Source organism: Flavobacterium sp. (genome assembly GCF_036515215.1).
Lineage (GTDB): Bacteria > Bacteroidota > Bacteroidia > Flavobacteriales > Flavobacteriaceae > Flavobacterium.
Genome location: NZ_DATBVQ010000075.1, coordinates 1 through 26,333, shown reverse-complemented (window position 1 = coordinate 26,333; position 26,333 = coordinate 1). Strand labels below are relative to the sequence as shown.

Annotated in this window: 23 protein-coding genes; 17 read left to right on the top strand and 6 right to left on the bottom strand. The window is 38.4% G+C overall.

The features are described from left to right. Positions 1-2: 2 nt before the first annotated feature. On the bottom strand, positions 3-668 hold the full coding sequence (gene mnmD, locus VIH09_RS05505) for a tRNA (5-methylaminomethyl-2-thiouridine)(34)-methyltransferase MnmD (protein WP_331578698.1): 666 nt from the start codon (positions 666-668) through the stop codon (positions 3-5). Between the two features lie 303 nt (positions 669-971). Here mnmD and VIH09_RS05500 point away from each other — a divergent pair, with 303 nt between their 5' ends. Continuing rightward, positions 972-2,039, top strand: a complete 1,068-nt coding sequence (locus VIH09_RS05500) for a branched-chain amino acid aminotransferase (protein ID WP_331578696.1) — start codon at positions 972-974, stop codon at positions 2,037-2,039. Positions 2,040-2,136: 97 nt separating this feature from the next. On the opposite strand, the gene VIH09_RS05495 is transcribed toward VIH09_RS05500, so the two are convergent. After that, the gene (locus VIH09_RS05495; protein WP_331578694.1) at positions 2,137-2,520 is read right to left on the bottom strand and encodes a nucleoside triphosphate pyrophosphohydrolase family protein; all 384 of its coding nucleotides are present in this window, start codon (positions 2,518-2,520) and stop codon (positions 2,137-2,139) included. Between the two features lie 81 nt (positions 2,521-2,601). Between VIH09_RS05495 and VIH09_RS05490 the strand changes: the two genes are divergently transcribed. Beyond that, positions 2,602-2,790, top strand: a complete 189-nt coding sequence (locus VIH09_RS05490; RefSeq protein WP_331578692.1) for a hypothetical protein — start codon at positions 2,602-2,604, stop codon at positions 2,788-2,790. 68 nt (positions 2,791-2,858) lie between these two features. On the opposite strand, the gene VIH09_RS05485 is transcribed toward VIH09_RS05490, so the two are convergent. After that, positions 2,859-4,892, bottom strand: coding sequence for a dipeptidyl-peptidase 3 family protein (locus VIH09_RS05485; protein WP_414656142.1), 2,034 nt, complete (start codon positions 4,890-4,892; stop codon positions 2,859-2,861). A gap of 295 nt (positions 4,893-5,187) precedes the next feature. On the opposite strand from VIH09_RS05485, the gene VIH09_RS05480 reads away from it, so the two are divergent. From VIH09_RS05480 to VIH09_RS05465, 4 genes are all read left to right on the top strand, one after another. After that, a complete protein-coding gene (locus VIH09_RS05480) occupies positions 5,188-6,381 on the top strand; it encodes an SRPBCC family protein (RefSeq protein ID WP_331578690.1) in 1,194 nt (397 codons plus the stop codon). A gap of 61 nt (positions 6,382-6,442) precedes the next feature. After that, positions 6,443-6,985, top strand: a complete 543-nt coding sequence (locus tag VIH09_RS05475) for a sigma-70 family RNA polymerase sigma factor (RefSeq protein ID WP_331578688.1) — start codon at positions 6,443-6,445, stop codon at positions 6,983-6,985. A 33-nt stretch (positions 6,986-7,018) separates the two neighbouring features. Further along, positions 7,019-7,429 (top strand): hypothetical protein, encoded by a 411-nt coding sequence (locus VIH09_RS05470; protein ID WP_331578686.1) that lies wholly within the window; start codon positions 7,019-7,021, stop codon positions 7,427-7,429. Positions 7,430-7,487: 58 nt separating this feature from the next. Beyond that, positions 7,488-7,946: a sensor of ECF-type sigma factor gene (locus VIH09_RS05465; protein ID WP_331578684.1), complete on the top strand. Its 459-nt coding sequence runs from the start codon at positions 7,488-7,490 to the stop codon at positions 7,944-7,946. A 64-nt stretch (positions 7,947-8,010) separates the two neighbouring features. Here VIH09_RS05465 and VIH09_RS05460 read toward each other — a convergent pair whose 3' ends face one another. After that, positions 8,011-9,078 carry a sialidase family protein gene (locus tag VIH09_RS05460; protein ID WP_414656141.1) on the bottom strand — a complete coding sequence of 356 codons (1,068 nt, stop codon included), beginning with the start codon at positions 9,076-9,078 and terminating at the stop codon, positions 8,011-8,013. Between the two features lie 114 nt (positions 9,079-9,192). Between VIH09_RS05460 and VIH09_RS05455 the strand changes: the two genes are divergently transcribed. From VIH09_RS05455 to VIH09_RS05445, 3 genes are all read left to right on the top strand, one after another. Further along, positions 9,193-10,572, top strand: a complete 1,380-nt coding sequence (locus VIH09_RS05455; RefSeq protein WP_331578682.1) for a hypothetical protein — start codon at positions 9,193-9,195, stop codon at positions 10,570-10,572. Between the two features lie 126 nt (positions 10,573-10,698). Beyond that, positions 10,699-12,660, top strand: coding sequence for a KUP/HAK/KT family potassium transporter (locus VIH09_RS05450; RefSeq protein WP_331578680.1), 1,962 nt, complete (start codon positions 10,699-10,701; stop codon positions 12,658-12,660). Positions 12,661-12,799: 139 nt separating this feature from the next. Continuing rightward, the gene (locus VIH09_RS05445; RefSeq protein ID WP_331578678.1) at positions 12,800-14,065 is read left to right on the top strand and encodes an RsmB/NOP family class I SAM-dependent RNA methyltransferase; all 1,266 of its coding nucleotides are present in this window, start codon (positions 12,800-12,802) and stop codon (positions 14,063-14,065) included. A 162-nt stretch (positions 14,066-14,227) separates the two neighbouring features. Here the strand turns inward: VIH09_RS05445 and rho are convergent, their stop codons facing one another. Beyond that, a complete protein-coding gene (gene rho, locus VIH09_RS05440; RefSeq protein ID WP_331578676.1) occupies positions 14,228-15,961 on the bottom strand; it encodes a transcription termination factor Rho in 1,734 nt (577 codons plus the stop codon). Between the two features lie 181 nt (positions 15,962-16,142). On the opposite strand from rho, the gene VIH09_RS05435 reads away from it, so the two are divergent. The 3 genes from VIH09_RS05435 (at position 16,143) to VIH09_RS05425 (ending at position 19,172) form a co-directional block, all read left to right on the top strand. Further along, positions 16,143-16,556: a DUF4293 domain-containing protein gene (locus VIH09_RS05435; RefSeq protein WP_331578674.1), complete on the top strand. Its 414-nt coding sequence runs from the start codon at positions 16,143-16,145 to the stop codon at positions 16,554-16,556. 149 nt (positions 16,557-16,705) lie between these two features. After that, positions 16,706-17,368, top strand: coding sequence for a response regulator transcription factor (locus tag VIH09_RS05430; protein ID WP_331578672.1), 663 nt, complete (start codon positions 16,706-16,708; stop codon positions 17,366-17,368). Positions 17,369-17,447: 79 nt separating this feature from the next. After that, on the top strand, positions 17,448-19,172 hold the full coding sequence (locus tag VIH09_RS05425; RefSeq protein WP_331578670.1) for a tetratricopeptide repeat-containing sensor histidine kinase: 1,725 nt from the start codon (positions 17,448-17,450) through the stop codon (positions 19,170-19,172). Here the strand turns inward: VIH09_RS05425 and VIH09_RS05420 are convergent. Continuing rightward, positions 19,147-19,644: a metallophosphoesterase family protein gene (locus tag VIH09_RS05420; RefSeq protein ID WP_331578668.1), complete on the bottom strand. Its 498-nt coding sequence runs from the start codon at positions 19,642-19,644 to the stop codon at positions 19,147-19,149. The two genes, VIH09_RS05425 and VIH09_RS05420, sit on opposite strands and share 26 nt — an antisense overlap. A 219-nt stretch (positions 19,645-19,863) precedes the next feature. On the opposite strand from VIH09_RS05420, the gene truA reads away from it, so the two are divergent. The 5 genes from truA to xerA all read left to right on the top strand — a co-directional run bounded on the left by truA (position 19,864) and on the right by xerA (position 26,041). Then, a complete protein-coding gene (gene truA / locus VIH09_RS05415) occupies positions 19,864-20,604 on the top strand; it encodes a tRNA pseudouridine(38-40) synthase TruA (RefSeq protein WP_331578666.1) in 741 nt (246 codons plus the stop codon). Positions 20,605-20,693: 89 nt separating this feature from the next. Continuing rightward, positions 20,694-22,448 carry an ABC transporter ATP-binding protein gene (locus tag VIH09_RS05410; protein WP_331578664.1) on the top strand — a complete coding sequence of 585 codons (1,755 nt, stop codon included), beginning with the start codon at positions 20,694-20,696 and terminating at the stop codon, positions 22,446-22,448. Between the two features lie 211 nt (positions 22,449-22,659). Then, positions 22,660-24,048 carry a dihydrolipoyl dehydrogenase gene (gene lpdA, locus VIH09_RS05405; RefSeq protein ID WP_331578662.1) on the top strand — a complete coding sequence of 463 codons (1,389 nt, stop codon included), beginning with the start codon at positions 22,660-22,662 and terminating at the stop codon, positions 24,046-24,048. A gap of 203 nt (positions 24,049-24,251) precedes the next feature. Further along, the gene (locus tag VIH09_RS05400) at positions 24,252-24,737 is read left to right on the top strand and encodes a hypothetical protein (protein ID WP_331578660.1); all 486 of its coding nucleotides are present in this window, start codon (positions 24,252-24,254) and stop codon (positions 24,735-24,737) included. Between the two features lie 266 nt (positions 24,738-25,003). After that, complete coding sequence (gene xerA / locus VIH09_RS05395; protein WP_331578658.1) at positions 25,004-26,041, top strand: site-specific tyrosine recombinase/integron integrase; 1,038 nt, start codon at positions 25,004-25,006, stop codon at positions 26,039-26,041. Positions 26,042-26,333 lie beyond the last annotated feature (292 nt).

Below are 26,333 nucleotides of genomic sequence, written 5' to 3'. Positions count from 1 at the left end.
ATTTATTGGGATTTTCTCGCACGAAACATTTCTCTTTTTCCTGGAGGACCTGCCAATTTTTCGACTGTAAATCCGACTTCAATCATGCTCCTTTTTACCACGCCACGTGCGGCATAAGTAACCAGTACCCCGTTATCTTTCAGTGCGTCATACATTTTCTTGAAAATGGCCGTACTCCATAATTCAGGTTGTACCCTGTATCCAAAAGCGTCAAAATAAATTAAATCAAATTGATTCAAGTCACCAATTTCTTCAAATAACTGTTTCCTTTTCGTTAATAAAAAGTCGTCACTCAAAACAATTTCTTCTTCCCAATCACACTGATGCATTTTTTCGAATTGCTCCTTTTCATCAGTGGCGTTCAGTTCATCCACGTAGTTCATCGAAACCAGCTCCTCGGCCGATATGGGGTAGGCTTCCACGCCGACATATTTAATGGATTGATTCATCTTCCGCCCTTCCAAAAAAGTGATGAACGCGTTTAGACCGGTACCAAATCCTATTTCCAGAATGGAAACATCGCTGTTTTGAAAAAGCGATAGGCCGTTCTTTATAAAAACATGTTGTGCTTCCTGAATGGCGCCATGTTTAGAATGGTAACATTCGTCCCATTCCTTTATCTGTATGGTCGTGGAACCATCTAGCGTCTGTATAATTTCTCTTTCCAAAATATTGTTCTTTGATACGGTTACTTCCTTATCCTTTCCTCTAGGCCAAAATTAATCAAAATCTTATGTAGATAGTTCAAAAAAGCCCCGAAATATACTGATTTCGCATAAATCGGCCTTATTTTTTTCTTTTTTTCAAACATAAATAAATCACAATTAAAAGCTATATTTAATGATGTTTTGACAAGTATTTCATTGATTTTTATTTAATTTTGCATCAATTAAAGTTCAATTTGAAAAAATTGATGTTTTAAGCTTTCGCTTAACCACTATACCATTATAAAATAAAAATAATATATTATTATGAGCACAACTCACACCAACAAAATTGACATAATAAAAGCCCCAACTTCAAAAATAAATGAAGTGGATTTTGAAAACTTAAGCTTTGGTTCGGTATTTACAGACCATTTATTCGAATGTGATTTTAAAAATGGGGAATGGCAAAAACCAATTATCAAGCCTTACGCACCTTTTTTGTTAGATCCATCAGCCAGGGTTTTTCATTATGGCCAAGCCATTTTTGAAGGAATGAAAGCTTACAAAGATGATGAAGATGCGGTTTGGCTTTTTAGACCGGATGAAAACTACAAACGTTTCAACAATTCTGCGGTAAGAATGGCAATGCCGGAAGTTCCCGAAGATATTTTTATGGATGGCCTCAATCAATTGTTACAAGTTGATGAAGCCTGGATAAAGAAAGGAAAAGGAAATACCTTATATATAAGACCGTTTATGATTGCCACCGGTAAAGGCGTGATTGCGAACCCATCGGATGACTACAAATTCATGATTATCCTGTCGCCAGCTAAATCCTACTATTCAGGTGAAGTAAAAGTATTGATTGCCGAGCATTTCAGCAGAGCTGCTAATGGCGGAATCGGAGCTGCAAAAGCTGCCGGTAATTATGCTGCACAGTTTTATCCAACAAGTTTAGCTAACAAAGAAGGTTTCCAACAAGTGATTTGGACTGATGATGCAACACACACCAAACTGGAAGAAGCGGGAACAATGAATGTGTTTTTCAGAATAAACGACACCCTTTATACTGCACCAACCAGTGAGAGAATCCTTGATGGGATCACCAGAAAAAGTCTTATCGACATGGCTAAAAAAGAAGGGATTGCCGTTGAAGTTCGCCCGGTTCTGGTTTCTGAATTGGTTGAAGCCTCCAAAAACGGTACGCTAAAAGAAATTTTTGGTGCAGGTACAGCCGCAGTAGTTAACCCGATTATCGGATTTTCATACCAAGATGTATATTATGAATTGCCAAAAATTGAAAACTCTTACGCTTCTCAATTAAAAGACAAATTAACAAACATACAGCACAAACTAGCTGAAGACACTTTCGGTTGGACAGTGAAAGTTTAGTTGCAGTTATTACATAAAAAAGGGGTGAATTTCAATATGAAAATCACCCCTTTTTTATATTCTTTTTACGCTTCTCATAACAGCCCGTTTCCGAAAACTATTTTAGGATTTTGGAGAAGTCAGGTTTAAAGTAATTAGGGCCCTTCATTACCTTTCCGTCTTCGCGATAGATCGGATTGCCGTTTTCGTCCAATTTGCTCATGTTGCTCCGTTGGATCTCGTCAAAAACAGCTTCTATTTTGTGCTGCAGGCCGTGTTCTATAATGGTGCCGCAAAGAATGTACATCATATCACCCAGAGCATCGGCAATTTCGACTAAATCGTTATTTTGCACCGCCTCCAGGTATTCCTCATTCTCTTCTTTCATCAAATGGTAGCGCAATGTGTTCTTGCTTTCGCCCAAATCGGCGATCGGGATTTCGCTATGCCCTATTCTGAATGCCGTATGAAATTCCTTAACTGAATCAATTTGCTTTTGCATAATTAAATTATATTAAATGAAAAGGCAAATTAGCAACTATTTCTAAACAATTAGCTAAATTTGCGCAAAATAAATCAAACTATGTTTAGTCAAGGACAATTGGTATTTGCAGGCTGTTTTTTTGTTGCTTTTGTTATCGCAATGATTTACGCCTACCGAAAAGACGTAAAATTACACAAACTATTTTATAAAGGAAGCTATAAGATCCTGATCGCTTTCGTCGTTTTCATTGGGATTCTATTTGTGATAAAAGTGTTTTTCAAAAGGTAGTTTTTCCTTTCAAAACAAAAAAAGGCCACATCAAGTGGCCTTTTTTCGTATCCTTGGATTGATTCTCCTTAATTTTTAAGGGGTAAAAAACAAAAGTTTTTCGAATAGTACAACATTTGTTCTGCAAACGAACTCGGTTGCGTTACCTCTATCGAAATGATTTCTCCTTTTGAATCCATTTTCGGCACTAACAAAGGGTTTACAAAACCACTATACGCCGCCGAAGAGAATTGTTTGTTGCGCTCTAATACTTCGGCATGTAGTTTTTGATCCACTTTTACACCGTAGTTTTCGACCAACGCCTTACCCGCTTCGTAATCCCCTTCAGACTTGATTCGTTGCACTTCGCGCAACAACTGTCCAAATAAATCATGTAGTTTTTCATAATTGGTAATGTTGAAATACGTTTTACCGTTGCGGCTTAATTTCTCAATTACGTTGTCCTTTAGCCCTTTTTCGAATGCCCAAGCGCTCACCCACTGACGGTTTCTCATATGAGCCTCTTCGATATTGGCACCCAACTCCAAACGGAATAACTGGGTCATTAATCCATTTCGGATGTAACTGTCATAAGATTCCATACCTGTTTTCCTCCAGTCGTCCACTAGACCCAATTCTTGAATTTTCGGGTTGTATAAATAATACAATCCCACTAAGTCGGCCCTTCCCTCTTCAAGAGTAGACGCATAACTTTTCAAGGTTTCTTTTGGAGTTCCAACACCCGTATTAATTTGTCCTGAAGCATGACCAACCACTTCGTGCAGGGCTGTATGCAACTTATCCCCTATCTCTCCGTATTGTTCCGCTAAAGCAACTTCCTCTTCATCGTTTGCAAATTCTTGCAACTTCCCTTTTCCACCTGCTTTAGCATACGAATCGATAATATTTCCTAATGAAACTGATTTTGAACCATGACCGGCGCGGATCCAATCTGCATTAGGAAGGTTAACCCCAATTGGCGTACTTGGTGAAGCATCACCGGATTCGCCAGCAACAATTACGGTTTTATAAGAAACACCCACCACATTCTTCTTTTTGTGTTGCGGCATCAACGGAGAATTGTCTTCAAACCATTGTGCATTACCTGATACGACTTCCATCTTTTTGGACATGTCAAAATCTTTTATCTGCACAATTCCTTCATATGATCCTCTGTATCCCAAGGGATCATTATAGACCTCGATAAAACTATTGATGTAATCAATATTCCCTTCAGTCGCAGCTAGCCATGCGATGTTGTAATCATCCCAAGTCTTTAAGCTGCCTGTTTTGTAATAGGAAATCAACAATCCTAAAGCATCCGCTTGATTTTTATTTTCCGCTACGCTTTTAGCTTTTTCTAACCAATACGTAATTTTATCGATCGCTTTTCCGTACATACCATTGCTTTTCCACACTTTTTCCTCTAATTGCCCTTTTCTATTTCGAACTAATTTAGAGTTTAAACCGTAGGAATAAGGTTTTGTAACGTCCGGACTTGTTTTTTTAGCGTAAAAATCTTCCGTCTCTTTCAAGCTAATGCCTTTTTCATAGAAATTAATGGCAGAACCGGCCAACAGTCCTTTGGATTCATCCAAGTTAACTTTTTTGGAATCGAGCTCATTGAATAAAATGGCAGCAATATTTGCTGCTAATTTCGTTTTTGTTGCTTTCATCAAAAGTGCAAAATACGCTTCGGAAAAACCAGGCTGGATTTTCTCGTTTGAATAATGGTGGTGGATTCCGTTTGAAAACCAAACCCTTTTTAGGTAAATTTCAAAGTTTTTCCAGTCTTCAGCGTTTTTGTCGCCTTTGTAATTTTGATAGATGTGCTCTAACGCTTTTCTAATTGCGAGATTGTATCTGTAATTTTGATCCCACATAATATCGCGCCCTGAAGTTCCGGCTTGCGTTAGGTAATAGACCAATTTCTGTTCTTTGAGTGTTAGGTCTTCCCAACCCGGAATTTGATAGCGCAACACTTTTATGTCGGAAAACTGCTCGACAACATATTCAAAGGGAGCATTTTCTTTTTTCACCTCCATTGTTTTTTCCGCCTGTGCGTTGCACATTGCAGAAACCGCAAGAGTCATAAAAATGCCTGTGATTCTAAGTAATTTCATTATTATGTTTTTTAAAATTAATTAAACTATTATTCGACAAATATACATATTCTATAAAAAACATCATTCATCACACCCATAAAGTGTAGAAACCGCAAAATTCAGCTGCAAATGAAATCGTTGAACATTCATTTAATATTTTTTTAAAAGCTTTATAATGAATGCATCGTCGAAATTAAAAACAAATAGTTAAATGGGCAATCCCCATAAAATCAACGCAGCGATAATTTCTTTATGATTCGTCTTACATATTAATAAAAATTCTAACTTTACGACTGAAAACAACCAATTTATTATGAGAATTTTAAAATACATATTTCTTTTATTATTACTGAGTTTAGTGGCACTTTCCATTTTTATGGCTACACAAAAAGGTGATTTTAATGTTGAAAGAAGTAAATTTATCAATTCGCCAAAACCGGCAGTCTATAATTATGTAAATGATTATAAAAACTGGAAAATTTTTGGAAGTTGGACTGCGGAAGACCCTGAAATAAAAATAACATATCCGCAAAAAACAATTGGTGCAGGGGCTTCCTATTCTTGGGAAGGAAAAGATGGCGATGGCCAGATGCGTACCCTCTTTGTAAAAGAAAACGACAGTATTTCTCAAAAAATGAATTATAACGGAACATTGGCTGATGTTTCATGGACTTTCAAGGACACTACCGGCGGAACAAAAGTCACTTGGAGATCCAAGGGGAAAATGAGTTTTTTGTTCAAAATATATGCCGCTTTAAATGGTGGTGTCGACAAAGTAATTGGCACAATGTATGAGAAAAGTTTGACTAACTTAGACAAGGCGCTTGATTATGAAATAAATACGTTTTCCATAAAAGTAAATGGACTCGTTAAAGAGCCCGAAAAATTTTATTTGGGACAGACTTTCACCTCTGAAATAGCAAAAATCAATAAAAACTTTAAAGTTGTAATTCCAAAAATCGAAACCTTTTGCAAGGAAAACAATGTCCAAATTAACGGAAAACCGTTTGTGATTTACCACAGCTATGACTTGGCCGCGGGTTTAGCTAAAATATCCATTTGCATTCCCATAACAAAAGAAATATTCATAAGTTCGGGAAGCGACATCCTATCGGGGAAATTAGAAAGTTTTGAAGGGGTAAAAACTACCGTTATCGGAGATGTCTCCCACACCAAGAAAGGATATCACAAGACGATGGAATACCTTAGAACCAACAAACTTATGGCAAACCCTGTTTTTTCACATATCGAAATCTATTCTACCACTAAAGCCGATGTGAAAAACCCTTCGAAATGGGTTACCGAAATTTATGTGCCTGTAATGCCCAAAGTTGTGCCTGTAAAAACATATGCCCCAGCTGTACTTAAAAGTACGGAGCCATTTACAGAACAGGCTCTACCGACCGTGACTACACCGGCAAAAATTATTAAAGCCCCGGTGAAAACCAACGAGCCTAAAAAAATGACAGTTCCCAAAGCTAAAGAAGAAGAACCATCTGAATTTTAATTTTTTTTTACTTGATTAAACCTTATTGATAAATTCCATTCTAACTCCATAAATAATTGCTTTGCCAGAAGAAGAGGAATTTATCCAACAGTTATTGAATCCCAAAACGCAAAACGAAGCGTTTCAAAAACTCTTGTTGGCCTATCAAAAGCCCCTCTACAACCTCATACGGAATATCGTTTTGAACCATGACGATACGGATGACGCTTTGCAAAACACCTTTATAAAAGTATTTCAAAACTTAAAAAATTTCAAGGGGCAAAGCAAGCTCTTTTCTTGGATGTACCGCATCGCCACAAACGAAGCGCTTAGTCTTTTAAATCAAAAAGCAAAAAAACACGGGGTTTCATCCGAAACCTTGCAGAATAAAACCATAGACAATCTGAAATCAGACCCTTATTTTGACGGTGATGAAATTCAAATTAAATTACATAAAGCAATTGCTGCCCTTCCTGAAAAACAACAACTGGTTTTCAAAATGAAATATTTTGAAGAACTTAAATATGAACAAATATCTGATATCTTAGGGACTTCAGTAGGCGCTTTAAAGGCCTCCTATCATCATGCCGTGAAGAAAATAGAAGTCTTTGTTATGGCCAATTAAACCTTTTATCAATAATTAAGTCTAACTCATGTTATGAAAACATTTAAATTAGAAAATGAGCCTAAAATCAAGTCTGGATTTAATATCCCTGAACATTATTTTGAAAATTTTTCAGAAAATGTGATGCGAAATTTACCGAGAAATGAACCTAAGGTCATTTCTATCTTTAAGAAAAGAAAAAACTTGCTTATGATTGCAGCGGCCATTTTAGTTGTTGCTTTGATGGTCCCCATTTTTTACAGCTCTCCATCGAGTAAGGAAATAGACTCTGTTGCCTTAGAAAATTACTTGAGCTATCAAACCAACATTACTCAATACGATTTGATAAACGCACTGGAGTCTGAGGATATCGACAAGATCAACACTACGGTTGCTTTGGAAAACAAAACCATTGAAGATATACTGGCAACTAACCCGGATTTGGAGCAACTCATAAATGAATAAAGACAATTTAAAAATATGGTTTTTAACCTTTGAATCAAAAACAAAAACACCTGAAAAAATGAACATTCAAAAAATACTCCCGATACTTTTGTTACTCTGTTCTTTTAATTTCTACGCTCAAGGCGAAAACATGAAAGAAAAAAAGGAACAAATAAAAGCCTTAAAAGTGGCTTTTTTAACCACCGAACTAGACTTGACCGCCAAGGAGGCCGAAAAATTCTGGCCTATTTACAATACCTTCGATGACAAACAATTCGAACTAAGGCATCTGAAAATGAAAGCGTACAAGAACCGTATGAATGAGGCGGCTTTGGATAAAATGAGCGAAAAGGAGGCAAGCCTGCTACTGTCGCAAATGGAAAGTGCGGATGAAGAGTTATTTGTGTTACGCAAAAATTACATGCGCAATCTAAAAAAAGTGCTGCCCGCGGTAAAGATTATAAAGCTGCGAATTTCTGAAGAAAAATTCAACAGAAAATTATTGCACCAATACAGAGACAGGGCCAACAGAAAATAATGTCTTCCAAAGGCATCAGATACAAAAAACCCAATCCCATAAATTATTGGATTGGGTTTCTATTTTATTTTAAAAATTGAATCCGTATCATTTTGTTTTTTCCCGCGGCAATTGCAGTATGGCTGTTGACAAAACGAATAGTGAAAAGCTCCGGGTCAGCGGCCAGTTGTTTCCATGAATTTCCGCCATCACAGGAATAATACAGTCCCGAAGCGCCTACGCTAACCAGCGATTTTCCATTGCTGCGAGGAACATATTGGACACAGGAAGCATATCCGAACCCCTGATTTTCAGCAATCAGTTCCCAGTTTTTACCCCCGTCATATGTTACTGCTTTATTTCCGAAATTCTGATTCAGTGTCTCGTAGTCCCCCCCCGCAATAAATCCCCGTTTAGAATCATAAAAATCAGCCGTAAATATACCGGCCATTGCTTTACCATGGACGATGGGTGTATTGTAAACATTCCATGTCATTCCTTTATCGGAAGAATAGAAAACTCTTGCTTTTTTGCCCCCAGAAACAATCCAAGTGTTGTTTCCTTTTATTATTATATTAGTATTGCTTGCCGCAAAAGCTGCTTCACCATCGACAATTTCCGGCAATTTGTTATCTGGAACTTTGTTCCATGTATTTCCCCCATCTCTGGTAATGATTATGGAAAGACAATTGGTTATGGGATCACCCATTGCGATTCCCTCCTTGTCGTTCCAGAATTTCATACTATCATAAAACACCTTTTCATGATTTTCCTGATACACCAATTTCGTTGTTAAATCTTTTTTGGAGATCTTATAAAGAAAAGCGGGATTGGCGACATTCAGTAAAAAAATAGACTTCGCCGTTTGTGCATTGCTTCTGAATTCCAACTTTAAATTGTCTTTATCAATCATTCTTTCGAATTTCGTATTTCCTTTCAAATCGTAAAAACCAAATCGTGAGTTATTTGCTGCGTACCAAATTTTATTTTGATCAATTAGTATTGCTCTGATACTGATATTGTCCTGAAATAGCGTATCGATTACAACTGATTTAAAAATAATCTTATCCTTACTTATATTTTTATACACGGCTGTTTTACAAGATATTACAACAATAGCCGTTAGCCCTAGCAAAAATATTTTTTTTATCATTATCCGTTTTATTTGAAGCTAATTTACGATTATTTATAAGAATGCCAAATGCACTTAAAATTAATTGGCACAGTAATTGGATATGCAAAATTGTTATATTTTAATACACTAATTATGAAAACTAAAATACTATTATTGAGTCTTATGACTTCCATTTTTGCGATGCAAATGCATGGGCAAAATAGAACTAGGGTAAATGCGATGAACGACGAAATTAGTGATAATTTAGACCTACGAGCTGTAACCGATATTTTTGGGGATTCCCGGGATCTTCAGGATTTTGAAAGACGGTTGAATGATCCGGAACTTCAAATATCAAATTTAGATTTGAATTACGATAACGAGGTTGATTACTTGAGGGTTATAGAAACCGTCGATTACAATACGCATGTTATCATAATCCAAAGCGTACTAGACCGTGATGTGTACCAAGACGTAGCTACGATCGAGGTAGAAAAAGACAGAAACAACAGAGTTCATATACAAGTTGTAGGTAATGAATACATGTATGGTCCAAATTATATTTACGAACCCGATTATTACCGCACCCCTTTAATTTACGCTTCTTTATGGTCGTATAACTACCGCCCATATGTTTCAAACTGGTACTGGAATTTTTACCCATCTTACTATTATGCATGGAATCCTTTTCCAGTTTACAGATATAGAAATAACATTCAACTTAGCTTAAATGTATATAACAACTATAATTATGTAACTTCAAGAAGAAGTAACCAAGCGGTTGTTCTATATAATTCAAGGCGTTCAAACGGTTATGAAAGACAGCATCCCAATTATGCTTTTTCAAGAAGAAATGCAACAGTTACAAATCGTCATGAATTAGACCAAAGGAGAAACAGCAGAACTGTTGGTTCACGCAATGAGACCGACTATTCTAGGAACAGAAGTAATTCTTCAAGGGAAGCGGGAAGCGGAAGAACTGGAAATCAAAGGGATTATTCTCAAAACAGAACGAATCCATCCAGACAAAACGCTCCACAAAGAGACAACTCTCAAAACAGGTCAACTCCTACTAGGGAAAACGGACCGCAAAGAAGAGGAAATCAAAGGGATTATTCTCAAAACAGAGCTAATCCGTCTAGAGAATCGTCTCCACAAAGAACGGCACCACAAAGAGACAATTCTCAAAATAGAGGAAATGCCTCTAGAGAATCTGCTCCACAAAGAACGGCTCCGCAAAGGGATTATTCCCAAAATAGAGGAAATGCATCTAGAGAATCCGCTCCACAAAGAACGGCTCCGCAAAGAGACAATTCCCAGAACAGAGGAAATGCGCCTAGAGAATCCGCTCCACAAAGAACGGCTCCACAAAGAACGGCTCCGCAAAGAACAGAAGCGCAGAGAGACAATTCTCAAAACAGGGGAAATTCTTCCAGACAAAATACTCCTCAACGAAATGAAAATCAAAGAGGTAAATCATCTTCCAATAAAGATGACAATAACTCATCAAGAAGCAACAATAGGAGATCATAATTTCCTTTAAACGAAAAATAAAAAACACGGTTCAAATGAACCGTGTTTTTTTATGTCTTATTTCCAGATAAAGAGTTCTAATTTATTTTAAAAGAGTAAATTTGTCGAGTTTTTTAAAGATAATTTATGAGCACATCGCATAAAAACCTACATTCGAAATTAACGTTAGGTGGTTTATTGATTACGTTGGGAATAATATATGGTGATATTGGAACCTCTCCACTATACGTAATGAAAGCCATACTTAGCAACAGTATTATAAATGCGGATATCGTCTTGGGAGGTATTTCATGCGTTTTCTGGACTCTTACACTGCAAACCACCATCAAATACGTACTTATTACACTGAGTGCCGACAACCATGGTGAAGGTGGAATTTTCGCCCTGTATGCCCTGGTCAAAAAAACAAAAATTCAATGGTTGATCGTCCCCGCCATCATTGGAGGAAGCGCCCTGCTCGCTGACGGAATCATCACCCCTCCCATCTCTGTTTCATCAGCAGTGGAAGGAATTAGAACCTATTATCCCCAAATAAACACCGTTCCTATTGTTATCGGAATTCTATTCGTACTGTTTACGATTCAACAATTTGGAACAAAACTGGTCGGTAAATTTTTCGCTCCCATGATGCTGGTTTGGTTTAGCATGCTCGGAATACTCGGTTTGATCCAGATCACAAAACACCCTGAAGTTTTCAAAGCTTTCAACCCTTATTATGCCTACCATTTGTTATCCATTCACCCTGAAGGCTTTTTTGTGCTGGGATTCGTGTTCCTGTGTACCACAGGGGCCGAAGCATTGTACTCAGATATGGGACATTGTGGCCGAAAGAACATTAGAATCAGCTGGATTTTCGTAAAAACCACATTAGTTCTAAATTATTTCGGACAAGCGGCATATTTAATACATCATGAAGGGGAAACGTTGCAGAGTTTAGGCGGAGCAAATGGAAACCCATTCTATCTTATAATGGCGGATTGGTTTCAACCTATCGGAATTGTAATTGCAACACTTGCTGCAGTTATCGCATCCCAGGCCCTTATCAGCGGCTCATTTACTTTAATAAATGAAGCCATGAGATTAAATTTCTGGCCGAAAGTTAAAATTAAATACCCTACGGAGTTAAAAGGACAATTGTACATCCCATCCATCAACTGGTTGTTGTTTTTTGGTTGCGTTGGAATTGTATTGCACTTTGAAGAATCAAGTAATATGGAACATGCCTATGGATTGGCCATCATATTGTGCATGATAATGACCACGATTTTGCTTAATTTCTATCTAATTATGAAAAGAGTAAAATTATACCTTATCGTACCTTTGATAGCAACCTACCTAATTATAGAATTGAGTTTCCTTGTTGCCAATATCACCAAATTTTCGGAAGGAGGTTATGTGACGATAATAATAGCTACCCTACTGATATCCGTTATGACAATTTGGTACTTGGCAAAGAAAATCAACAAGAGCTACACAAAAATAGTAAAAATAGAAAACTACAAAAAAGTATTGACGGAATTAGGAGCCGACTTATCTATTCCTAAGTACGCAACGCATTTAGTTTATATGACCAATGCCAATCGTGTCGATGAAATCGAAGAGAAAGTAATGTATTCCATCCTACAAAAAAGGCCCAAAAGAGCCGATATATACTGGTTTGTCCATGTAAACATTTTGACAGAACCTTACAAAACCGAATATAAAGTAACCGAAATAATAAAGGACGATTTGTATCGTATTGATTTTAATCTGGGATTTAGGGAACCTACCAAAATAAACCTGATGTTCCGTGAAGTAATCAGGGACATGGTGAAAAAAGGAGAAGTGGATATTACCAGCCGCTACGAATCCTTGAATAAAAACAATATTATCGGCGATTTCAAATTCGTTCTTTCTGAAAAATTCCTTTCGTTCGACAGCGATTTGAGATGGCATGAAAAAATAGTCATGAACACCTATTTCTTTATCAAGAAACTGAGTTTGTCTGAAGAAAGGGCCTTTGGTCTGGACAGCAGTTCGGTGAAAATAGAAAAATTCCCGATGGTGCTCCACGCTCCAGAAAATATCGGATTAACAAGAGTTAAATAAAAATTTCCTTCAATAAAACTAAACAAACACTGCCGTTACAAGCAGTGTTTTTTTAGGCCGAAAATTTAAAATCAACATTCATTATTAAAAATTTAACTTTCAATCAATTAATAGTACCTTTGCACCTCAATAATTAAAAATGAGATTACACAGAAATTTAGTTTATACCACCATTGATTCCCTAAATGCAATATTTAACGAAGGGGAGTATGCCGATAAAGTGGTTGCAAGAGCCTTAAAGAAAGACAAACGTTGGGGAAGCTCCGACAGAAAATTTGTTGCCGAAACCATCTATGAAGTGGTACGCTGGAAACGATTATACGCAGAAATCGCCGAAGTAAAAGAGCCGTTTGACAGAGACAACCTTTGGAGAATGTTTTCTGTATGGGCTGTTTTAAGAGGCTACCCTATTCCTGATTGGCGCCAGCTGGAAGGAACTCCAGAAAGAAAAATAAAAGGTCGTTTTGACGAACTTTCGAAAGTAAGAGCCCTAAAGGAATCCATCCCAGATTGGATGGACGAATTGGGAGTAAAAGAATTGGGAGAGAAAGTGTGGGCTACTGAAATAGCCGCTCAAAATCAACCCGCAAAAGTAGTTCTTAGAGTAAATACGCTCAAAACAACCAAAGAAAACCTGAGAGCGATCTTGATGGACTTGGATATCGAAACTGATGTTCTTAAAAACCAACCCGATGCGTTAGTTTTGAAAGAAAGAGCCAATGTCTTCATGACTGATGTTTTCAAACAAGGATTCTTTGAGGTGCAGGATGCGAATTCTCAACTTGTTGCCGCTTTCCTTGACGTAAAGCCAGGAATGCGAATCGTTGACACTTGTGCAGGTGCAGGTGGAAAAACATTGCACATTGCCGCTTTGATGGAAAACAAGGGACAATTGATTGCCATGGATTTATACGAAAGTAAACTGAAACAGTTAAAGATACGGGCAAAAAGAGATGGCGCTTTTAATATAGAATACCGCATAATAGACACCACAAAGGTGATCAAAAAGTTACATCAGAAAGCGGATCGTGTTTTGATTGATGCACCATGCAGCGGTCTTGGGGTTCTTAAAAGAAATCCGGATGCAAAATGGAAATTGAAACCGGAGTTTATCGACAACATGCGTAAGATACAGTCGGAAGTTTTAGAAAGTTATTCTAAAATAGTAAAACCGGGTGGAAAACTGGTATATGCCACTTGCTCTGTTTTACCGTCTGAAAATCAAGAGCAAATTGAGCGCTTTTTGACAACGGACATAGGAAAAGAGTTCAACTTTATCAAAGACCAAAAAATACTGGCTTCAGAATCAGGGTTCGACGGGTTTTATATGGCGCTTTTGGAAAGAAAAGAGGAAGTAACACCAAAAGAAGTGAAAGTAAAAGAAATAAAGGAAGCAAAAGCTTAAGCTTATTACTCTTATATAAAACAAAAAACGCCTTCATTTTGAAGGCGTTTTTTGTTATAAAAAAAAGAATCTAAAGCAAAAAAAAACCTCGAAGTAGTTAACTACTTTCGAGGATTTTTTTATAATAGGACTATCTATTTTCTTTATTCTCTTTTCTCGAGCCTAATCATTCATCGAGATTAAAAACTCCTCGTTATTCCTGGTTTTTCTGAAACGGTCATTTATAAAACTCATGGCTTCAACTGGGTTCATGTCAGCAAGGTATTTTCGCATAATCCACATTCTCTGCAAGGTTTTTTCGTCTAATAACAAATCGTCCCGTCTTGTACTGGAAGAGGTCAAATCGATCGCCGGGAAAATACGTTTGTTGGCGATTTTTCTGTCCAACTGCAATTCCATATTTCCGGTTCCTTTGAATTCTTCGAAAATAACTTCGTCCATTTTAGAACCCGTTTCGGTCAATGCCGTAGCGATGATACTTAATGAACCGCCGTTTTCCACATTACGGGCCGCCCCAAAGAAACGTTTTGGTTTCTGCAAAGCATTGGCATCCACACCCCCACTCAGCACTTTACCTGAAGCAGGTTGCACCGTATTGTAGGCTCTGGCCAAACGCGTAATCGAATCTAACAGGATTACCACATCATGTCCACATTCCACCAAACGTTTTGCTTTTTCAAGAACGATATTGGCAATCTTAACGTGTTCTTGCGGCTCTCTATCAAAAGTGGAAGCGATTACTTCCCCACGCACGCTACGTTGCATATCGGTAACTTCCTCAGGACGTTCGTCAATCAATAAAACAATCAAATATACCTCAGGATGGTTGGCTGCAATTGCATTTGCAATTTCTTTCAACAACATGGTTTTACCCGTTTTTGGCTGTGCGACAATCATACCACGCTGTCCTTTCCCAATAGGAGAAAACAAATCGATAATACGAGTTGAAATCGTGCTTTCACGAGCGGCCAAATTGAACTTTTCTGATGGGAAAACAGGAGTCAAATGTTCGAAAGAAACTCTATCACGAACCACTTGAGGATCGTGTCCGTTAATTTTTAAAACTTTAACTAAAGGAAAAAATTTCTCCCCTTCTTTTGGAGGACGCACCACCCCTTTGACTGTGTCTCCGGTTTTAAGACCGAATAATCTAATTTGGGATGTCGATAAATAAATATCATCCGGCGATGCCAAATAGTTGTAATCCGACGAGCGCAGGAAACCATAGCCATCAGCCATCATTTCAAGAACTCCTTCACTTTCTATAATTCCGTCAAATTCAAAATCAGAATCCCTGTAATTGCTTTTTTTAGCTTTAAAATTAGGGTTTTGATTTTGCTTATTTAACTGGTTGGGGTTTACTTTTTTAGCCGGAGCAACAATTTCTTGGGTGTCTTTAATTTCAATATCGCCACCTTCTTCGTTTTCTTTGGCTTCTTCCTTGTCCTTTTTCAAAGCAATTTTCTTTTCGTAGGCTGATTTATTGAATTTAATTACTTTCCCTACTTTCTTTTCGGATACTGGAGCTTCGTTTACCGTTTCAGTTTGAGCATTTTCGGCTTCAAGCTGTGGGGCAACTTCAGCAGAAACCTCCATCTTAGTTTGGAACTCCGCATCCATCGTAGCTTCTTCTTTTGCGAACAAAGAACTGACCGTAGCTTTTTGAATCGCGGCCTTTTTTACAGGCACTATGCGGGTTCTTTTGGGTTTGTCATCCTCAACTTTAGTTTCCGCTTGCTTTTCAGGCGTCGAATCAACAGTATTATTTTGATGTTCCAAGATTGATCCGATTAAGGTATCTTTTTTAACACCATTAAATTTTATGGTTTTAGCTGATTTAGCTATTTCTTGAAGCTCAGAAAGCTTCATTTCTTTTAATGCAGAAATATCAAACATGAATGTTCTATGAGTTTAATTAAATTGGTAACACTATAAAAAGATAGGTAGTGATTTTTATTTCGAATTGACCGCAGTATGAAGTGCTTACGGTATTGTTATGCAATAATACGAATAAAATTTAATGATACAATAGTATTTTAAAAAAAGAAAATATATTTTTGTCAAACAAAATTAGACAATGATACAGAGAATACAGACGATTTATTTGATACTTGCTTTTGTGGTTACAGGGATTTTACCTTTTTTATTTCCGTTATGGACAATGAACGACGGGAAGGATTATTTCTTTATGCAAAACCAGGTTTACGTAATCTTATTGGGGTTAAGCACATCGCTGACCGTGTTGACTATCGTTAGCTATAAAAAAAGACAGAATCAGTTTGTCATGGGCAGATTGAACATAATATTAAATTTAATTTTATTAGGATTGTTTGTATATCGTTCACTAAATTTATCTGGAGAAACAGTTCTTGTTTCTGAGAAAGGTATTGGGATGTTTCTACCTATAGTTGCTATCGTGTTATTAGTCTTGGCTAATAAGGCCATCAAAAAGGATGAAGATCTTGTAAAATCTGTGGACAGATTGAGGTAAACCTATAAACTTAGTTTATTAGTGCGAAGGAAACCCGGATGGAAACATTCGGGTTTTTTTGTGTCTGATAAATACGCATTTAATAACTAAAACCCTATAAATAATAAGTGATTTATTTTTCATAAATTTGATTACAGTATAAATACAACATGACAAAAAAAATACGAATACATCTTGCTGACGACCATCAGATTCTTATTGACGGTATGAAAACTTTACTGCATACGGTCTCCAATTTTGAGGTTGTCGGATTTTCTTTGGACGGCAGCACTCTTTTTGAGGAGGTGACAGATAACAAAACTGACATTCTTGTTCTTGATATCAGCATGCCAAAAAAAGACGGCATCGAGGTTATCAAAGAGTTTTCAAAAAAGGGCTTCCCTTGTAAGGTAATTATCCTTTCGAGCTATGACGACCTAAAAATCATAAAAGAGGTGATGAAGCTTGGCGCCAGCGGTTATTTGACAAAACAATGCGCTGGGGAAAGTATCGTGGAAGCGATTCAATCCGTATTTAACGGAGAAGAATATTTCTGCAATACAGTTAGGGCAAAAATCTTCAATACCGCAACCAAAGACAATTCTAAACTAAACAAATACACCCCTAGTATAGATTCCATCTTAACGGGACGAGAAATCGAAGTCATTACTCTAATTGCATTGGAATTTAGCGGAAAAGAAATTAGCGAACAACTGTTCATCAGCAACAATACCGTCGAAACGCACCGCAAGAACATCATGAAAAAGTTGAAAGCAAAAAACACCATTAGCTTGGTTAAATTTGCCCTTAAAAACAAATTGATTAAATCCTAAACCGGCTAACGATCGATTGCCTTTCCAAAAGGAATTCGATCCCAAACAACAAATCCTATTTAATTGACAACCCAATTTTATGCTTCGAAACCGATTTCTGTTATTGCTTCTGTTCTTGCCAGCTTTTTTTGGTCACCCCCTGTTTTCCCAAACCGAAATTCCGTCCAAAAAAGAATTAACTGAACTAACAACAGCCTCTACCAATCTCATGAAAGAGGGGAAATTTGAGAAGTCTTTGATAAAGTCAAGAATCGCTTTAAAACACGCCATTTTCCTTAAAGATGACGAGGCAATTGCCACCTGTTACAACACCATTGCGGCCAATTTTGACGAGCTGACCGAACCAGACAAAGCTTTCTTCTACTACAAAAAAGGGCTTATCTATGCCAACAGAACCAATAACAGCAGGCTTAAAAATTATCTGAACAACAATCTGGGTAACATCTATTGTTTTGATAAAAAGGAATATACCAAAGGAATCTACTACTACAAAAAATCGCTGGACTACAGCAAGAGAATTCGTGACACTTCGGGCATTGTCTTTACGAAACTCAATATAACTTGGGCCTATTTTGACATTGGCAATTTTAAAGACGGTCTGCCCTACCTCCAATTCGTCAACAAATATCATCCTAAGTTTGGGGACAGTTCCACACTTGGAGCCTTAAGCTTGCTAAACGCCATGTATTACGGACATACCAATGAATCCGGGAAGGCAACTGCGTTTTTTAAAAAATCAATTAAAATTGGAATTGAAGAGGACATGAAGTCTGATTTGTCGTTTGCCTATCTGGAATATTCCAAGTTTTTAGTGAAAAATGGCGACTACAAAAAGGCCTACCAAAACCTGGCACTTTACAATACCACAAATGACCAAGTTAATGACGAAGACAAATACAAAAAAGTAAACGTTGCAGGAATAAATCTGGAATTGGACGAATACAAGAGGGAGATCGACAATATCGAAACCAAATACAAAACCAAACAGCAAATCCTTTTGGAAAAGCAGTCCAAAAACAAACAGATCAGTATCATTATCATTTCGCTGCTTATTTTGGTTATTATCCTGTTTTACTTTTTCTTTCAAAATTCAAGATTGAAACAAAAAAACAAACTCAAAGACGTACAGAGCAAAATCCAGGAAAACATGATCAACGCCTCGATAAACGGCCAAGAGATGGAACGAAAAAAAATCGCCAATTTTTTGCATGACAACATCAGCGCCCTACTTTCAACGGCTGGACTACACCTAAGCGTTTTCAGTGCCAAAAACCAATCAGAATCGGAAGAAATCACCAAAACAAAATCGATTCTAAGGGAAGCCCATGATAAAGTGCGCGATCTTTCGCACCAACTACTCCCCTCTTTATTGACTCGTTTCGGCTTGTTTTATGCGCTTAACGACTTGTGCGAAAAAAATTCAAACTCCAGCATCAGTTTTGAATATTCAAGCCCTACCGATACATCAATCCGCTACAATGAGGATTTCGAAATGAAGATCTATTTTATAATAATGGAATTGTTCAACAATATTATAAAACATAGCGACGCCAGAAATGCAGTTATTGGCATCGAAGAAAAGAATAATTCCCTATTCATTCATGTTAGGGACAATGGCAAAGGTTTTGAATCAAACGATGACACTGCTATAGAAGGTTTTGGACTTAATCAGATAAAAGCGAGGGTAAACAATATTGGAGGGGAAATAAGCATACTTTCCAAAATAAAATCAGGCACTTCGATTCACATTAAGGCACCCATTACCTATAAAAAAATGCCTACGCTCGTTTTTCCATCTCAATAATCTCCAGGTCCTTGATCTTATCCCCGTCAATCACAAAGCGCAACATCGTGCGCACTTGATGAAAGCCGCTTTTGCCGCAAGCCCCGGGATTCATATGCAAGAGATTGTGCTTCTTGTCAAACATTACCTTTAGGATATGCGAATGCCCACAAATGAATAACTTGGGAGGGTTTGACGCCATTTCATCCTTGATGTTCGGGTTGTATTTCCCAGGATAACCGCCAATGTGCGTGATCCACACATCGACCCCTTCGCACATGAAGCGGTTGTGCAGCGGGAATTCCAGACGCGCCTGGGCATCGTCAATGTTCCCATAAACCGCCCGCAGGGGTTTCATTTTCTTCAAAGTATCGGTAACACTCAAGTCGCCAATGTCGCCGGCATGCCAGACTTCATCCGCTTGGACGACGTACTTCAAAATGCTGTCATCCATGTGACTGTGCGTATCGGAAAGGAGGAGGATTTTTTTCAAAACATTTTTTTAGGAGCCGTTTCCCGCTTTCCACTGCAATCTTTTTGCTCTTAAAAAAAGAGATAAAAAGGATTTCCGTTTTAATCGGGGCTAGGATTTTACGGTAAAAATAATCAATCGAATTCCAATTAAAAAATCTATTTGAAAGGGAACAAACTTTGCGCCATAGCCACCACGCAAAAAAATTAATAAGTACCTTTGCCTCTTGAAAAAAACAACTTGAGGTATTTTATAAAATTAGCATACAACGGAACCCAATATCACGGCTGGCAATACCAACCCAACGCATCCTCTGTTCAGGAAACGCTGAACAAGGCGGTTTCTGTATTGTTGAATTCAGACATCAACCTCATGGGCGCGGGACGCACGGACACTGGGGTTCATGCCAAAGTGATGTATGCTCATTTTGATTTTGAGACTCCTTTTGAGATTCTGAAATTAGTGCACAAACTCAACGCCTACTTGCCCAAGGACATCGTTGTTTACGACATCATTTTGGTTGCTGACGAAGCGCATAGCCGTTTTGACGCGACCAAAAGGACGTACGAATACCACATCAATACCTTCAAGGATCCGTTTTTGCAGGAACAAAGTTGGTATTTCCATCAAAAACTGGATGTCGATTTGATGAATGAGGCGGCGAAACTGCTGTTTAACCACACCGATTTTCAATGTTTCTCTAAGGTGAACACGGACGTCAGCACCTTTGACTGCAGCATTTTTGAAGCGCATTGGAAACAAGAAAATAGCCGGCTAGTGTTTACCATTTCGGCAAATCGTTTCCTAAGAAACATGGTGCGTTCAATCGTTGGAACATTGGTAAATGTAGGCATGCACAAGATTACGCTCGATGATTTCAATGCTATCATCGAAGGCAAGAACAGAAATAAGGCCGGGTTTTCGGTACCCGCACACGGATTGTATTTAACCGAAATTGATTACGATTACATAACGAAATAGCCCTGATAGCAGTGAAAATCCTTTGTGTTTTTTCCTTTGAAAAATACAAAGATTGCAACGGATAGCAGGAGAAAGCTCCCAAAATAAAAATGAAAGCAAAAGCATTCGATACCCGATTATTCAAAAGAATATTACAATATACAAAACCGTACCAGTGGCGATTTAACGGCGTTATTGCCTTCGCGATTTCCCTGTCAGTGTTTGCGGCCTTGCGCCCATACCTATTGAAGCAAACCGTTGATGGCTACATCCAGACGGAGGACGCAAGAGGGCTTTTGTTTTACATCACCTTGATGGGAGTGGTCCTTTTATGCGAAGTCTTTTCGCAGTTTTACTTTGTCTTTTGGGCAAACTGGCTGGGACAGGACATCGTGAAGGACATTAGGACCAAGCTTTTCAAGCATATTTTGAGCTTCAGGATGAAGTACTTTGACCTCGTTCCCGTGGGCCAACTTGTGACGCGTTCTGTGTCCGACATAGAATCGATTGCTCGAATTTTCAGTCAGGGGTTGTTTATGATTATCAGTGACCTGATGAAAATGGTGGTTGTACTGGGCTTCATGTTCTACATGAACTGGACATTGACCTGGATCGTGATCGTTGCGATGCCAGTTCTGGTATTTATCACGCGAATATTTCAACGCAAAATGCAGGTCGCTTTTGAGGATGTGCGTAACCAAATTTCGAACATGAACTCCTTCGTGCAGGAAAGGGTTACGGGAATGAAAATCGTGCAGCTGTTCAACCGCGAGGAAATCGAGGCCGATAAATTCAAAAGCATCAACGACAAACACAAAAAAGCATGGATAAAAACGATTCTTTATAACTCCATTTTCTTTCCCATCGCCGATATCATTTCGTCGCTGACCCTTGGCTTTATCGTGCTTTATGGAGGACTCAAGATTTTGAACGGCGATACCTTCACCACTTTCGGAGATTTGTTTTCATACACGATGTTCATCGGGATGTTGTTTAACCCTTTGCGTCAGATTGCTGATAAATTCAACGAGATGCAACTGGGAATGATTGCCGCCAACCGTGTATTTGCAATTATTGATACCCAAGACCATATTCAGGATACGGGGACTCTCGAGGCTCCCATTTTCCTGGGAAACCTACAGTTCAAAGACGTGCGTTTCAGTTATATTCCTGACGAAGAGGTGATCAAGGGAATCAGTCTGAGCGTGAAAGCTGGCGAAACCGTCGCAATCGTGGGTTCTACAGGTGCGGGAAAATCGACGATCATCAATTTATTGAACCGTTTCTACGAAATCAACAGCGGAGAGATTTGTATCGACAACCAAAATATCGAAAACTACACATTGGGATCATTGAGAAAGCAGATTGCGGTGGTACTGCAGGATGTATTCCTTTTTGCCGACACGATTTTCAACAACATCACGCTCAACAATCCTGAAATTACCAGAGAAGATGTCTTGGCTGCAGCCCAAGAGATAGGCGTGCATGATTTCATCATGAGCTTGCCCGACAACTATAATTTTGACGTCAAAGAGCGCGGGGTGATGTTGTCCTCTGGTCAGCGCCAGTTGATCGCTTTCCTGAGAGCGTATGTCAGCAATCCGAGTATTCTGATTCTGGATGAGGCGACTTCGTCCATTGACAGCTATTCAGAGGAATTGATACAACGCGCCACCGAAACCATTACGCAAGGCCGAACTAGCATCGTGATTGCCCATCGACTGGCCACCATCGTCAATGCCGACAAAATCGTGGTAATGGACAAAGGCTTGATTGTGGAGCAAGGAACGCATCAGGAATTGATCAATCGCGAAAGCGGCTATTACAAGAATTTGTATGATTCCCAGTTTTCGGTGGCTAATTAGTTATTTAACCTGAAAGGATGCCCTTTTTTACGAAAAACGCAAAAGTTTAGTTAAGGGCGTTTAGCAGCATCCGTTAAACCAATTTCATGGAAAATAAAGGCGAATTTTTGAAAATTTGTTACTTTAGTACTTTATCACTTCTAAGCTTTCCAAAAACAGAATAAATCCTTAAATTCGCCAAATCAATTAATCGAAGAAAAACAAATACAATATGAAATACGATATCATTGTTTTAGGAAGTGGACCGGGCGGATATGTTACTGCCATTAGAGCATCACAATTAGGCTTTAAAGTTGCCGTGATTGAAAAAGAAAACCTAGGCGGGGTTTGCTTGAACTGGGGTTGTATCCCAACCAAAGCATTACTGAAATCAGCACAGGTTTTTGATTACCTAAAACATGCTTCCGATTACGGATTGACTGTTTCATCGTTTGACAAGGATTTCCCTGCCGTAGTGCAACGCAGCAGAAACGTAGCGGACGGAATGAGCAAGGGAGTTCAATTCTTGATGAAAAAAAATAAAATTGATGTTATTGAAGGTTTTGGAAAACTAAAGCCAGGCAAGAAAGTCGATGTTACAGACAAGGACAATAAGGTTACTGAATACAGTGCTGACCATATCATCATTGCCACTGGAGCTCGCTCTCGTGAATTGCCTAACTTGCCGCAAGATGGCGTAAAAGTTATAGGATACAGACAAGCGATGACTTTACCTACGCAGCCCAAATCTATGATCATCGTAGGTTCTGGAGCGATTGGGGTCGAATTTGCACATTTCTACAATTCAATGGGGACAGAAGTGACCATTGTTGAGTTTATGCCAAACGTTGTTCCTGTTGAGGACGAGGACATTTCGAAACAAATGGAACGTTCGATGAAAAAAGCGGGTGTAAAAATCATGACCAACTCTTCTGTCGAAAAAATTGACACTAGCGGAGCAGGCGTAAAAGCGTATGTAAAAACTGCCAAAGGAGAAGTGATCCTGGAAGCGGACATTTTGCTATCGGCAGTCGGCATCAAAACGAACATAGAAAACATAGGTCTGGAAGCGGTAGGAATTGCTACGGACAGAGACAAGATATTAGTGGACGCCTACAACCAAACTAACGTTCCTGGTTATTACGCTATTGGTGACGTGACTCCGGGACAAGCATTGGCGCACGTAGCTTCTGCCGAGGGAATCAACTGCGTGGAGAAAATTTCAGGATTGCACGTGGAGCCTATCGACTACGGAAACGTACCGGGCTGTACTTATGCAACTCCGGAGATTGCTTCGGTAGGCTTGACCGAAAAACAAGCCAAAGAAAAAGGATACGAATTGAAAATTGGTAAGTTCCCCTTCACCGCTTCAGGAAAAGCAAAAGCCGCAGGAACACCTGATGGTTTCGTAAAAGTGATTTTTGACGCCAAATACGGCGAATGGTTGGGTTGCCATATGATAGGTGCCGGTGTGACGGATATGATTGCGGAAGCAGTTGTAGCGCGTAAACTGGAGACTACAGGACACGAAATCTTAAAAGCGATACATCCACACCCTACGATGAGCGAAGCGGTTATGGAAGCCGTGGCTGATGCTTATGGCGAAGTGATCCATCTATAGATTTCAGATTGTCCCGAAAACTCGGGATTGATTATAGAATTTACTAATCCGATTTGCGAAAGCAGATCGGATTTTTTATTTTAAAAAAGGCTTTCGACTAAAAATATGACGTTGTTTTAACAATTAAATATTTATTAATTCGTAAATTTGAGTATGCCGTTTTATATTTAAAAGTAAAGATATAATCATTTAAAATACTGACTATGAAAACTTTACATCAATTCAGTCTAGAACCGGTATTGATAATGGTCATTTTTTCAACCGTTCCCGTAACTGATGTCAATTCAGATATCGATGGCAGTGCAAAAGGCAAAACTTCTGCAGACGAACACGATATTATTGCCATAATTGTAACTAACGGAAGTTGGAAAATAAGCTGTTATTGGAAAAGCGAACGCAATGAAACCATCAATTTCAATGGATTTAACTTTAGTTTTGGAGCGGATGACGTCCTAACGGTGACCGATGGGAAAAACACCTATAAAGGAACTTGGTCCATATTAGAAGCCGACAGCGATAATGAAAGCATATCTGATTTAAAATTCAATATTGCTTTTGCCTACCCAATCCATTTTGTCGAAATAATTGATGGTTGGGAAAACATTGAAAAATCACCCGACTATTTTGAATTAAGGGACCAAAGCATTAGAAATGGTATAACTGACTTTTTAACCTTCAGCAAAAATTAGCGAGTGCAGTTATCACGGCAGCTAACGGCTAGCATTACAACAGCGACCGTTTTGGTCTTATTCAACAGAATGGACCAGAACGGTTTTTTTTGGGCATGTCCCTACGGGTCGGGCTATCCGTTATATCTTTTACTACGCTCCGCTCCGTAAAAGGATGCCACTGCTATCCCTCACGCGAAATAAATGATGCCATCAGAACTCGATAATAATTATACGTCTGGCGATTCTAAAAAATCGTTATCTTTCATACAGAAAATCAACACATTATGAACTGGACCGCAAAACCCATCCTGCATAAATCAGAAAAGCGCATAGCCGTATACTTTGAAAAAAATGCTGAATTAATTGCTCGCATCAAACAAATAGACGGAGCAAGATGGAGCCAACAAAAAATTCTTTGGCATATTCCAGACACCGAAGAAAACAGAATCCGCTTCCATATAACGCCTCTCGCCCACTCCTTGCCTTCAGCGGAGGGCATAGCTCAAATCGAGAAATTCAAGCAATGGTTGCGCTCCAGGCGCTACAGCGAAAGCACCATTAGCACCTACAGCGAAGCCTTGAAATCCTTTTTGGTGTTTTATCGCGAGAAAGCGGTTGCCGAAATCACAAATGAGGACGTGATTATCTACAACAATGATTACATCTTGAAGAATAAGCTTTCGGCTTCGTATCAAAACCAGATCGTCAATGCCATCAAACTTTTTTTCAGCATAATTGTATCAAAAAAAATGGTTGCTGATGCGATTCACCGTCCCAAAAACGCAAAAAAATTACCCAATGTTTTGAGTAAAGAAGAAGCTTTTCGGCTTATCGATTTAACAAACAACATAAAACACAAAACATTATTGGCCTTGATTTACTCAGCCGGACTGCGAATAAGCGAAGCATTAAACATGAAAATCATTGATATCGATAGCCAACGAATGCTCATTCATGTAAAAAATGCGAAAGGTAAAAAAGACCGCTACACACTACTATCAACAAAAGTTTTAGAATTACTACGAGAATATTACGCAATCTATAAACCTAAAACCTTTCTATTTGAAGGACAATACGGTGGACAATACAGCAGCAGAAGTGCGCAAACGGTATTACAGCAATCTGCAACAAAAGCTGGAATTACTAAACACATTAGTTTACATACACTGCGCCATAGTTTTGCCACACATTTATTAGAAAACGGAACTGATTTACGATACATTCAAGATTTACTAGGACATAGCAGCCCAAAAACGACAATGATATATACTCATGTAACTAGTACCTCACTAAAAAATATAATCAACCCCTTTGATATGTAGGAAAATTTTTTATTTTTGTATGAAGCCAATAAATATAAGGCGCAACAATATCAACAAAAACTTGCGCCTATTATGCCGTTTTGGAACAAAACAGGTTGCGTTTATTCGCCTATATACTAGTTGTAAGCAAGCTAAAAAAAACCGAAATACATATGAAATTTAAGTTGTGTTTTTTATTATTTTTTGGTACTCGTCAAGTAATACATATTATGCTGATTTTGATCAATCCGAAGTTCGAATGGAGTATGCTCCTTCTAGTAAAGCACGTGAGGGATATAAAAAACGAGTGTCG

Coding starts and splice junctions, on each gene's coding strand:
- VIH09_RS05500 (WP_331578696.1), top strand. CDS start 972: ATGAGCACAACTCACACCAACAAAATTGACATAATAAAAGCCCCAACT.
- VIH09_RS05495 (WP_331578694.1), bottom strand. CDS start 2,520: ATGCAAAAGCAAATTGATTCAGTTAAGGAATTTCATACGGCATTCAGA.
- VIH09_RS05490 (WP_331578692.1), top strand. CDS start 2,602: ATGTTTAGTCAAGGACAATTGGTATTTGCAGGCTGTTTTTTTGTTGCT.
- VIH09_RS05485 (WP_414656142.1), bottom strand. CDS start 4,892: ATGAAATTACTTAGAATCACAGGCATTTTTATGACTCTTGCGGTTTCT.
- VIH09_RS05480 (WP_331578690.1), top strand. CDS start 5,188: ATGAGAATTTTAAAATACATATTTCTTTTATTATTACTGAGTTTAGTG.
- VIH09_RS05470 (WP_331578686.1), top strand. CDS start 7,019: ATGAAAACATTTAAATTAGAAAATGAGCCTAAAATCAAGTCTGGATTT.
- VIH09_RS05465 (WP_331578684.1), top strand. CDS start 7,488: ATGAACATTCAAAAAATACTCCCGATACTTTTGTTACTCTGTTCTTTT.
- VIH09_RS05460 (WP_414656141.1), bottom strand. CDS start 9,078: ATGATAAAAAAAATATTTTTGCTAGGGCTAACGGCTATTGTTGTAATA.
- VIH09_RS05455 (WP_331578682.1), top strand. CDS start 9,193: ATGAAAACTAAAATACTATTATTGAGTCTTATGACTTCCATTTTTGCG.
- VIH09_RS05450 (WP_331578680.1), top strand. CDS start 10,699: ATGAGCACATCGCATAAAAACCTACATTCGAAATTAACGTTAGGTGGT.
- VIH09_RS05445 (WP_331578678.1), top strand. CDS start 12,800: ATGAGATTACACAGAAATTTAGTTTATACCACCATTGATTCCCTAAAT.
- rho (WP_331578676.1), bottom strand. CDS start 15,961: ATGTTTGATATTTCTGCATTAAAAGAAATGAAGCTTTCTGAGCTTCAA.
- VIH09_RS05435 (WP_331578674.1), top strand. CDS start 16,143: ATGATACAGAGAATACAGACGATTTATTTGATACTTGCTTTTGTGGTT.
- VIH09_RS05430 (WP_331578672.1), top strand. CDS start 16,706: ATGACAAAAAAAATACGAATACATCTTGCTGACGACCATCAGATTCTT.
- VIH09_RS05425 (WP_331578670.1), top strand. CDS start 17,448: ATGCTTCGAAACCGATTTCTGTTATTGCTTCTGTTCTTGCCAGCTTTT.
- VIH09_RS05410 (WP_331578664.1), top strand. CDS start 20,694: ATGAAAGCAAAAGCATTCGATACCCGATTATTCAAAAGAATATTACAA.
- lpdA (WP_331578662.1), top strand. CDS start 22,660: ATGAAATACGATATCATTGTTTTAGGAAGTGGACCGGGCGGATATGTT.
- VIH09_RS05400 (WP_331578660.1), top strand. CDS start 24,252: ATGAAAACTTTACATCAATTCAGTCTAGAACCGGTATTGATAATGGTC.
- xerA (WP_331578658.1), top strand. CDS start 25,004: ATGAACTGGACCGCAAAACCCATCCTGCATAAATCAGAAAAGCGCATA.